This is a genomic window from Allorhizocola rhizosphaerae (assembly GCF_003426775.1).
Lineage (GTDB): Bacteria > Actinomycetota > Actinomycetes > Mycobacteriales > Micromonosporaceae > Allorhizocola > Allorhizocola rhizosphaerae.
On the sequence record NZ_QJUG01000302.1, the window covers coordinates 1 to 8,132 of the forward strand.

At 68.3% G+C, this 8,132-nt stretch carries 10 protein-coding genes and 3 tRNA genes; 9 read left to right on the plus strand and 4 right to left on the minus strand.

The features are described 5' to 3' along the window. Window positions 1-195 precede the first annotated feature (195 nt). Window positions 196-792: an acyl-CoA-like ligand-binding transcription factor gene (locus DM816_RS37840; RefSeq protein WP_162908251.1), complete on the minus strand. Its 597-nt coding sequence runs from the start codon at window positions 790-792 to the stop codon at window positions 196-198. Between the two features lie 58 nt (window positions 793-850). Between DM816_RS37840 and DM816_RS44970 the strand changes: the two genes are divergently transcribed. Further along, complete coding sequence (locus DM816_RS44970) at window positions 851-1,399, plus strand: hypothetical protein (protein WP_246002584.1); 549 nt, start codon at window positions 851-853, stop codon at window positions 1,397-1,399. After that, window positions 1,396-2,694, plus strand: coding sequence for a PrsW family intramembrane metalloprotease (locus tag DM816_RS37845; RefSeq protein WP_246002585.1), 1,299 nt, complete (start codon window positions 1,396-1,398; stop codon window positions 2,692-2,694). Before DM816_RS44970 ends, DM816_RS37845 begins: the two co-directional genes overlap by 4 nt. Window positions 2,695-2,851: 157 nt before the next feature. On the opposite strand, the gene DM816_RS37850 is transcribed toward DM816_RS37845, so the two are convergent. After that, complete coding sequence (locus DM816_RS37850; RefSeq protein ID WP_117215314.1) at window positions 2,852-3,091, minus strand: hypothetical protein; 240 nt, start codon at window positions 3,089-3,091, stop codon at window positions 2,852-2,854. Window positions 3,092-3,104: 13 nt separating this feature from the next. Then, complete coding sequence (locus DM816_RS37855) at window positions 3,105-4,442, minus strand: ABC transporter substrate-binding protein (RefSeq protein ID WP_117215315.1); 1,338 nt, start codon at window positions 4,440-4,442, stop codon at window positions 3,105-3,107. A gap of 116 nt (window positions 4,443-4,558) precedes the next feature. Between DM816_RS37855 and DM816_RS37860 the strand changes: the two genes are divergently transcribed. After that, entirely contained in the window at window positions 4,559-4,942 is a 384-nt protein-coding gene (locus DM816_RS37860) for a hypothetical protein (protein ID WP_117215316.1), read from the plus strand. Here the strand turns inward: DM816_RS37860 and DM816_RS37865 are convergent. Next, window positions 4,931-5,179 (minus strand): hypothetical protein, encoded by a 249-nt coding sequence (locus DM816_RS37865; RefSeq protein ID WP_211589030.1) that lies wholly within the window; start codon window positions 5,177-5,179, stop codon window positions 4,931-4,933. The two genes, DM816_RS37860 and DM816_RS37865, sit on opposite strands and share 12 nt — an antisense overlap. 114 nt (window positions 5,180-5,293) lie before the next feature. On the opposite strand from DM816_RS37865, the gene DM816_RS37870 reads away from it, so the two are divergent. The 6 genes from DM816_RS37870 (at window position 5,294) to DM816_RS37895 (ending at window position 7,818) form a co-directional block, all read left to right on the plus strand. Next, on the plus strand, window positions 5,294-5,656 hold the full coding sequence (locus DM816_RS37870) for a nuclear transport factor 2 family protein (protein ID WP_117215318.1): 363 nt from the start codon (window positions 5,294-5,296) through the stop codon (window positions 5,654-5,656). An 80-nt stretch (window positions 5,657-5,736) separates the two neighbouring features. Further along, complete coding sequence (locus DM816_RS37875) at window positions 5,737-6,903, plus strand: phytoene desaturase family protein (protein WP_117215319.1); 1,167 nt, start codon at window positions 5,737-5,739, stop codon at window positions 6,901-6,903. Continuing rightward, entirely contained in the window at window positions 6,900-7,463 is a 564-nt protein-coding gene (gene idi / locus DM816_RS37880) for an isopentenyl-diphosphate Delta-isomerase (protein ID WP_117215320.1), read from the plus strand. The genes DM816_RS37875 and idi overlap by 4 nt, the downstream gene beginning before the upstream one ends. 62 nt (window positions 7,464-7,525) lie before the next feature. Next, a tRNA-Glu gene (locus tag DM816_RS37885) sits at window positions 7,526-7,598 on the plus strand. Window positions 7,599-7,634: 36 nt separating this feature from the next. Further along, window positions 7,635-7,708, plus strand: a tRNA-Asp gene (locus DM816_RS37890). A gap of 36 nt (window positions 7,709-7,744) precedes the next feature. Beyond that, window positions 7,745-7,818, plus strand: a tRNA-Phe gene (locus tag DM816_RS37895). Window positions 7,819-8,132 lie beyond the last annotated feature (314 nt).

The following is an 8,132-nucleotide window of genomic DNA, read 5'->3' on the forward strand; positions in this document are numbered from 1 at the left end:
CGCGGCGGCCACGGCCTCGCGCGCCCCCCGGGCGATCACCGCATCGCCGTGCACCGCCAGCGCCGCGAGCAGGCCGGTGGCGATCAGCGCGGCCAGCGCCGCCGCCAACAGCAGACCCCGTGCGCTATTGGCACGCCGCCATACGAGCATGAAAGCAAGAGCAGTTATCGGCCGGGTTAGGTTGGCGCGCTCAGGTCACGGTTTGGTCACTCCGAGCGTGAGCTGGTCAAAGGTGCGCCTGCGCACCTCGACCAGATCCCCGCTGCCGCCCGCCCACGCCCACAGCGCGACGTCCCATGCGGAGCTCGCCGCCGACGCCACGGTCATCGGATAGGGGTGCGTGGGCGTCAGCCCCGACCGCTCCCCCACAAACGCGGCCACCAGGCGCTGCAGCTCATGGTTGATCAGCAGATAGGTGCCGATCAGGGACGGCTGCTCCTGCATGAGCGCCATGCGGGTGCGAATCTGGGCGAGCTCCGCCGGATCGGTGAAGTCGAGCTCCTCCAGCACGGCCCGCACCGAGTCGAGCGGATCCTCCTCGGGCGGGCGCTTGGCCAGCCGCTCGCCGAGCAGCGAGATCCGGTGATAGGCGACATCGCCGAACAACACGTGCCGCTTGGACGCGAAGTACCGGAAGAACGTGCGCACCGACACCCCGGCCTCGGCCGCGATCTCCTCGACGGTCGTTTCCTCGTAGCCCTTGCGCCCGAACAGGGCCAGCGCCGCGTCCTCCAGCGCCGCACGCGTCTGCTGCTTGTGCGTTTCGCGGCGGTTGAGGACATGCCCGGGCATCCGACCATCGTAGGCAAACCCACCGCCCCGGGCCGCATGGTCAACTACCGTCGAACTCATGGCCAGTCGATGGTGGCACAACCTGATCGGCGGCGGATCGGTCGTTGCCACCCTGCTCACCGTGGTCTTCGTGCTTCCCGCACTGGACCGGGCCGTGCCCGCCGACCATGCCGCCCCGACCCAGCGCCACGAGATCGGCCTGGGCGTGTCCGTGATCCCGCCGCTTGGCTCGCTGATCGCGAGGCAGAGCCGGTCGCAGTCCGGCGGCTCGATCCTCTTCCTGGTCGGACCGGCGCGCTATGTGGTCGCCGTCGCGCCCTTCGACGGCGACCTTCCCGCCGCGTCGGTGCGGCTCAAAACCAAAATCCAGGGCATGCGGGGGTACCAGGTGACGTCCGCGGAAAGCCCGATACGCACCGACAGCGGGCTGCCCGGCCTCGGCGCCACGTTCAACGCACCCGGGCACAGCGGGCGATATGCCGCGTTCGTCGCGCCGGGGCGGTCGATCGAGGTGACGATCACGGGTGCGGCCCACGACTTCCAGCACGAGCTGCTGAGCATCGACGAGAGCGTGAACTCGATCACGTATGGCGGGGACGGCGAGTGACCGCGCCCGCCTCGGTGCAGCCCACGCCGCGCGCTGCCCATCCGCTCAAGTCGCTGCGGCTGCCCGCGTTCTGGATCCTCGGCGTGGTGTTGGTGGTGTGCACGGTGCGCTTGTTGGACCTGCTGCGCTCGCCACTGGCCCGGTACCCGGTCGCGACGACGGTGGCCGTCCTGCTGTTCGCGCTGTATGCCGTACCGTTCTGGTTATTCATCTCCGCCATGGACTTCCTGGAGCGGGAGCCGCCGTTGTTGTTGGCCACGGCGTTCGCCTGGGGCGCCATGGTCTCCACCACGTCGGCCATGCCCGGCAACCGGGCACTGCTCGATCTGACGGCCAAGCTGGTCTCGCCCGAGTTCGCGATGGCGTGGGGGCCGGCGATCGCCAGCCCGGTCATCGAGGAGCTGATCAAGGCGCTGGGGTTCGTGATGATCGTGCTGGTGGCGCGCAAGCAGATCAACAGCGTGCTGGACGGCATGGTCTACGGCGCGCTGATCGGGCTCGGGTTCCAGGTCGTGGAGAACATCTTCTACGCGCTGAACTCGGTCGAGATGGCCAACTCCGGCGATCAGGTGGGGCCGGTGATCGCGACGTTCTTCCTGCGCGGGTTCCTGGCCGGGCTGTGGAGCCACACCCTGTTCAGCGCGCTGGCCGGAGCGGGCATCGCTTGGTTCCTGGTGCGGACCGACCGGTCGCTGTGGGCACGCTGGGGTGGGCTGGCCGCCGGGCTCGGGCTGGCCTGGGGCATCCACTTCATCTGGAACTCCCCGCTGCTGCTCGACGGCCTGGGCCAGCAGGGCGTGGGCCTGCTGGTCGGGCTGCTGCTCAAGGGCCTGCCCGCGCTGCTGCTCGCGATGGGACTGCTGTTCGTGGCGCGGCACCGGGAGGCCAACTTCTACGTGGACTACCTGGCGCGGCTGCGCGACCCGCGCGTGGCCACGCCCGAGGAGCTGCACACGCTGCGGCACGGGCACCTGCGGGCCGACGCGCGGCGCTATGGCAAGCTGCGCGCGGGCAAGGCCGGCCGGCGCGCGGTGCGGGAGCTGCAGACCGCACAGGCCCGTCTCGCCGTGGAGCTGTCGCGTGCGCCCGTGCCCGCCTGGGACGACCCGATTCTGGCGCACGCCCTGCGGGAGGTGCTCAACCAGCGCCGGCGGCTGCTGTTCCTGGCGCATGAGGAGGCCGTCGCCTCGCCCATGCGCCCGGCAGTCCCCCGCGTGGTGGTCCTGGTCACGACCACGGCGATCGTCCTATGTGTACTAATCTGGAGCGCAATCGAAGCCATGCACGGCGCCTAGCCGGTTGGTTTTGCGTTGATCATGAACTCAGTTCCATCTCGACGACGTGTCGAGGCGTTGGCTTCATGGTCAATCTCGCGCGCTGATCATGAAGTTGGCGTTGCGACACGCCGCCGAACATGAACCTAAGTTCAACGCGTAGGGATGGTGCGCGGGGTTAGGCGTCGGGGGTGTGGCCGCCGTCGCCGCTGACCACCTTGTCGGGGTTGCCGTCCTGGTCAAGGTCGACCATCGTGACGTCCACCTGGCCGTCGCCGTCGGTGTCGAACTGGAACAGGTCGGCCTTGCCGTCGCCGTCGGTGTCGGACACCCACAGGTCGGCCTTGCCGTCGCGGTTGGTGTCGCCGGTGATGAGGTCACGGCGCTCGTCGCCGCGGGTCTCAACGTTCTCTGACATGAAAACTCCCTTATTAGTGGCGTATGCCCAGGCCCGCGTTCGCGAGCGCTTTGACCATCTCAGCTGATTCGGTCAGGCCCACGACGAGTACCCCGTCCGGGCTGAACTGACGCGCCTCCTGAGCAAGTGCGGCGAGCTCATTTTTGTCCTTGACCTCACCGGCCTCGATCTCATAGGCCAGGGTCTTGATCGACGCCTCGTCCAGGCCGGCCGCCTTGAGCTCGTTGCGCACGCCCTCCACCAGGCCCGTGCCGTAGGCGTCCTTCTTGCCGATGAGCACCACCTTGCGGGCGCCGTCCCGCATGATCATGTCGGCGAGCGCTCGGGCCTGCAGCACATCGGACGGTGCGGTGCGGAAGAACAGGTTGTCATCCTCCACCTTGGACAGTGCCGCCGAGGTGGCCGATGGCGAGATCATCACCAGGCCGTGCTTGCGGATCTCGGGGATGGCGTCCGTGGAGACCCCGGAACCGCTGGCGCCGATGAGGACGTGCACGCCCTGCCCCTTGAGCCGGGCGATCTCGGCGATCGCCACGTCCTTCTTGGCCCCGTCTTCGCCGTCGAGCAGCTTGACCGGCTGGCCCAGGATGCCGCCGTTGGCGTTGAGGTCGTCGACCGCGAGCCTGGCGGCGGCGATGCGGGCCTTGCTGCCCGCCTGCTGCTGGTTGGGTTTGGTCATCAGCAGGCCGATGGTCAGCGGCGCGCCCGCCGGCCTGGCTCCGGCGGCGGCGGGCTGCGGTGGGAGTGTTTTGGACACCTCGGATTCGCTGCCCGCGCGCAGGTATTCAGTCTTGCCCGAGTCGAGCTGGTTGGACGATCCGAAGTGGACGGTGCCGTAGCTGGTGGTCGACGGCTCGCCGGCCTCGGTGAAGCCGCTGCGCACGGTGACGCCGCGATAGGCGACGTCCTGCCGGTCCCGGGCCCTCTGCAGGCACTCGGAAACCCCTTGGCACACCGTGTCTCCGGTGGTCACACCCACGATGTGCTTGGCGATGGTCTTCGGGTCGGTGGTGCCGGCGACCTGAGCCGCGAGAGCCGCGATAACCACGGCGTCGTAGGCCTCTCCGGCGTAGTTGTAGTCGGTGAGCCCGCCCGGCGGGACGGCGCTGACGCGGGCCTTGAAGTCGTCGCTGAGCGGGGTCAGCGGGCGGGTGCCCTTCATGCCGGCGAGGAGGCCGGCGTGCTTATCGAACTTCTCACCGAACGGGTTGATCATGTTTCCGTCGGCGCCGTAAAGGTAAGCTCCCAGATACCTATTGTTGGCGCCATCCGTGTTTGGATCGCCACATGCGGTGATGGCTAGGAGCAGGGAAGTGCTGGTGAACAGCGCCAGTGCGCGCGACATTCGCATAGGGGTGCCTCCGTGGCCGGGCGTGCATCTGGCACCTTAGCGTCGGACCCCGGTCTGAGGGAATCTGGGCCAACATCAGGCTTAGACTCTTGTGTGGTTTGGATAGGCTCCTGTTCGTGGCAATCGAACCCGACCAGGCATTCGAGGATGCGGCGCTCGTGCTCGACCAGGCGCTCGCCGACGACGTGGCCGGGGTCGCGGGCACCCTCGCCGAGGTGGTCAAGGGCGACGGCGCCTACCAGGTGGCGCTGTGCCTGGCCGGCGCGATGGCCGGCGACGGCCTGCGCGAAGGCCCGTGGCGGCTGGAGTTTCCGGGGATCGACGAGGCCGACTACGACACCCGATGGGTGGCGCGGTTTGTCAGCGCCTACGTCAACCACGACGATCTCACCGGTGAAGCGCTGTTCGGCGCGGCCGTGGCCGACGGCAAGCTGCCCGAGTGCCTGATGACCCTGGCCGGTTCCACGGCCGCGACCCTACGCCGGCGGTCACATTCTTGACACGCCCGCGATCCTTGCCAGTAGCTGGGTGAGCGGAGTCAGGTCGTTCGCGGTCGGCCGGTCCGGGAGGTTTGCGAGCAGCGTTCTGGCCTCGCCGGAGCGCGTGCCCTCGACCGCGGCGGTCAGGTGACGCCAGCCGGAGGCGAACTCGCCGGGGCGCGACTCGCTGCCGGTGCGAAGGACCGGCAGGACGGTCGTGATGAGGGTGACGTATCCATCGTGAGCGGCTCTGCGCACTGGATCTGTGGCGGTGGGCGGCGGTGGTGATTGCGGTACGGCGTACCCCTCCATGATCGCGGACCCTATCGTGATCCACGCGCGCGTCCTGACCAGGGTTCGTACGATGCGATTATGGACACGATCGTGCGGCGGTACTGGAAGGCGATCGAGGAGCGCGACTGGGATGCGTTGCGCGCCGTTGTGACCGACGATGTGGTCTACGAGCTGCCGCAAAGCCGCGAGCGGGCGCGTGGGCGGGAAGAGCTGGTGCGGTTCGCCGCCGGATATCCGGGAGATTGGCACGTGGCGATCGAACGGAGTCTGGTCGACGGCGACCAGGCGGCGTCCTGGATTACGTTCACATTGGACGGTGCGGTGGCCCCGGGGCTCACGTTCTTTCTGCTCGATGGGGCCGGCCTGATCCGGCAGATCACCGACTTCTGGCCGGAGGAGTTCGAGCCGCCGGCCGAGCGGGCGCATCTGTCGCGTTACTAAGCCGATCAGGTCCGACATCCGACAAAATTGACACGCGCCGGGTGGGTGCGGTCGGTGTGGTGGCGTGACAACCTGAGGTCGTGGCGAAACGGACAAATCACGTAATTGTGGTGGGTGCTGGGTTGGGCGGGTTGGCCGGCGCGCTTCACCTCAGGTCCGCCGGTTACGAGGTGACGATCATCGAGCGGCAGCCCGGCCCGGGAGGCCGGTTCGGTGCCCTGGAGATCGATGGATTCCGTTTCGATGTCGGGCCGGGCGGGGCTCCGGCTTTGCGGGACCTGTCGGCGGTGTTGGGTGTTGTCGGCGAGCGCCTGGACGATTGGGCCGAGGTGCAGGTGCTCGACCCGGTCTGCCGCGCACATTATCCGGACGGCGCGACGATCGATGTGTTCGACGATCCACATCGGACGGCCGAGGCGATCGCGGCGGTGTGTGGCAGGGCGGAGGCCCGTGCCTACCTGCGATGGCGACGGTGGGGGGCGCTGGCCGGGTTGACCGATCCGCGGACGAGACGGCTCTTCGGCGCGGCCGCGCTGTTCGGATATGATCCCATCGGGGAGAGTCGATGTGTGCGCGGTGGCGGTGACGCGTTGGCTCGCATCATGGCGTCCGTCTGCGAAAAACATGGGATTTCCATGTGGTACCGGATGAGGGTTGGAAAGTGGAAGACCGAGCGGGATCGGGTCGTCGCGGTGGTGACCGATGGCGGGGAAAGCGTGCCGGTTGACGCGGTGGTGCTGCCCCGGCGCACGGTCGGGCGGGGCCCGTCATGCTTGATGCTGCACCTGGGCGCGGCGGGTTCGTATGGTCGGATCGCGCGGCGCAACGTGCACTTCGGGCGGGCCTGGCGGCGCAGCAGGCACGAGTTGCTGGTGCGGGGCGAGCTGATGCGGGATCCGACGATCGCGGTGGAGGATTCGGGGGGCGGTGCCTATCGGGTGGCGGTGCCGGTGCCGGATCTGCGCCTGGCACCCATGGATTGGGACGGGATCGCGGCGCGGGCCTACGCCGGCGAGATCGTCGCGACGCTTGAGGCCCGCGGGTATTTAGACTTAGGAATGTCCTTGAGTGTGTCGTACGTGGTCACACCGGCACACTGGGCACGCCAAGGCATGGCCTACGGCATACCGTTTGGCGACTCTTCGCACACGCGACGGCATCCGGCCCTCGCGAATGTGGTGTATTCGGGATCAGGCTTGCAGGGTGGCCGGCGAGCCGCACATTGGATCATGGGGTCTTTATCATGACACGGACAGCGCGCGAATCGATGATGGTTGAATTGGTGGACGAGCGGGGGCAGGCGTGCGGGACCGCGACGGTCGCGCAGGCGCACACCGCCCCCGGCATGCGGCACCGCGCCTTCTCGGTACACCTTTTCGACGCCGGCGGGCGGATGCTGCTGCAGCAGCGGGCGGCGGTGAAGACCCGGTTCGCGCTCCGATGGGCCAACGCCACCTGCGGGCACCCGGCGCCGGGCGAGTCCGTGGTGGCGGCCGCGACGAGACGGTTGGCCGAGGAAATCGGGGTGGACTCGGTGGAGCTCACGGAGGTGGGCGTCTACGGTTATCGCGCGCTGGACGAGGACAGCGGGTTGGTCGAGGACGAATACGACCACGTGCTGCTCGGCATCCTCCCGGAAAACCACGCCCCTGCCAGGCCCGACCCGCAGGAGGTCGCCGGCCTGCGCTGGATCGGCCCGAACGATCTGCTGTCCGAGCTCGCGACCACCCCATCGGCGTTCGCGCCCTGGTTGGCGGGTGTGACGGACGTCGCGCTCGGCAGAACACCCCGATTGGATTTGGCGTAAGGGGGCTGGGTCACATATGCTTTGCGGGCCTCCGGCGGGCCATCGTGCGATGATGGTCAGGCGTCCCCATCGTCTAGCGGCCTAGGACGCCGCCCTTTCAAGGCGGTAGCGCGGGTTCGAATCCCGTTGGGGGCACGAGTTGCGGACTGGTACAGTCTGTGACCGACGCAAGGTCCTGTGGAGCAGTTGGAGTGCTCGCCGCCCTGTCAAGGCGGAGGTCGCGGGTTCAAGTCCCGTCAGGACCGCTTAGTCTTTAAGAGGACTAGTCTTCAACGAGACACGGCCAGGTAGCTCAGTTGGTACGAGCGTCCGACTGAAAATCGGAAGGTCGGCGGTTCGACCCCGCCCCTGGCCACAGCTGCTCGCCCGCCTTCGGCGGGCTTCGCTGTTTGGGGGCTTTTATTCTGCCCCGGGGGCGACCCCCGGGTTCCCCACGATCTGTGGTTGCGCGCCGCGTGCGGGCTTGGCCTGGCCACAGCTGCTCGCCCGCCTTCGGCGGGCTTCGCTGTTTGGGGGCTTTCATTCTGCCCCATGGGCGACCCCCGGGTTCCCCACGATCTGTGGTTGCGCGCCGCGTGCGGGCTTGGCCTGGCCACAGCTGCTCGCCCGCCTTCGGCGGGCTTCGCTGTTTGGGGGCTTTCATTCTGCCCCGGGGGCGACCCCCGGGTT

Excerpts from the sequence above, each read along its gene's own strand:
- DM816_RS37840 (WP_162908251.1), bottom strand. The coding sequence starts at position 792 with ATGCCCGGGCATGTCCTCAACCGCCGCGAAACGCACAAGCAGCAGACG.
- DM816_RS44970 (WP_246002584.1), top strand. The coding sequence starts at position 851 with ATGGCCAGTCGATGGTGGCACAACCTGATCGGCGGCGGATCGGTCGTT.
- DM816_RS37850 (WP_117215314.1), bottom strand. The coding sequence starts at position 3,091 with ATGTCAGAGAACGTTGAGACCCGCGGCGACGAGCGCCGTGACCTCATC.
- DM816_RS37855 (WP_117215315.1), bottom strand. The coding sequence starts at position 4,442 with ATGCGAATGTCGCGCGCACTGGCGCTGTTCACCAGCACTTCCCTGCTC.
- DM816_RS37870 (WP_117215318.1), top strand. The coding sequence starts at position 5,294 with ATGGACACGATCGTGCGGCGGTACTGGAAGGCGATCGAGGAGCGCGAC.
- idi (WP_117215320.1), top strand. The coding sequence starts at position 6,900 with ATGACACGGACAGCGCGCGAATCGATGATGGTTGAATTGGTGGACGAG.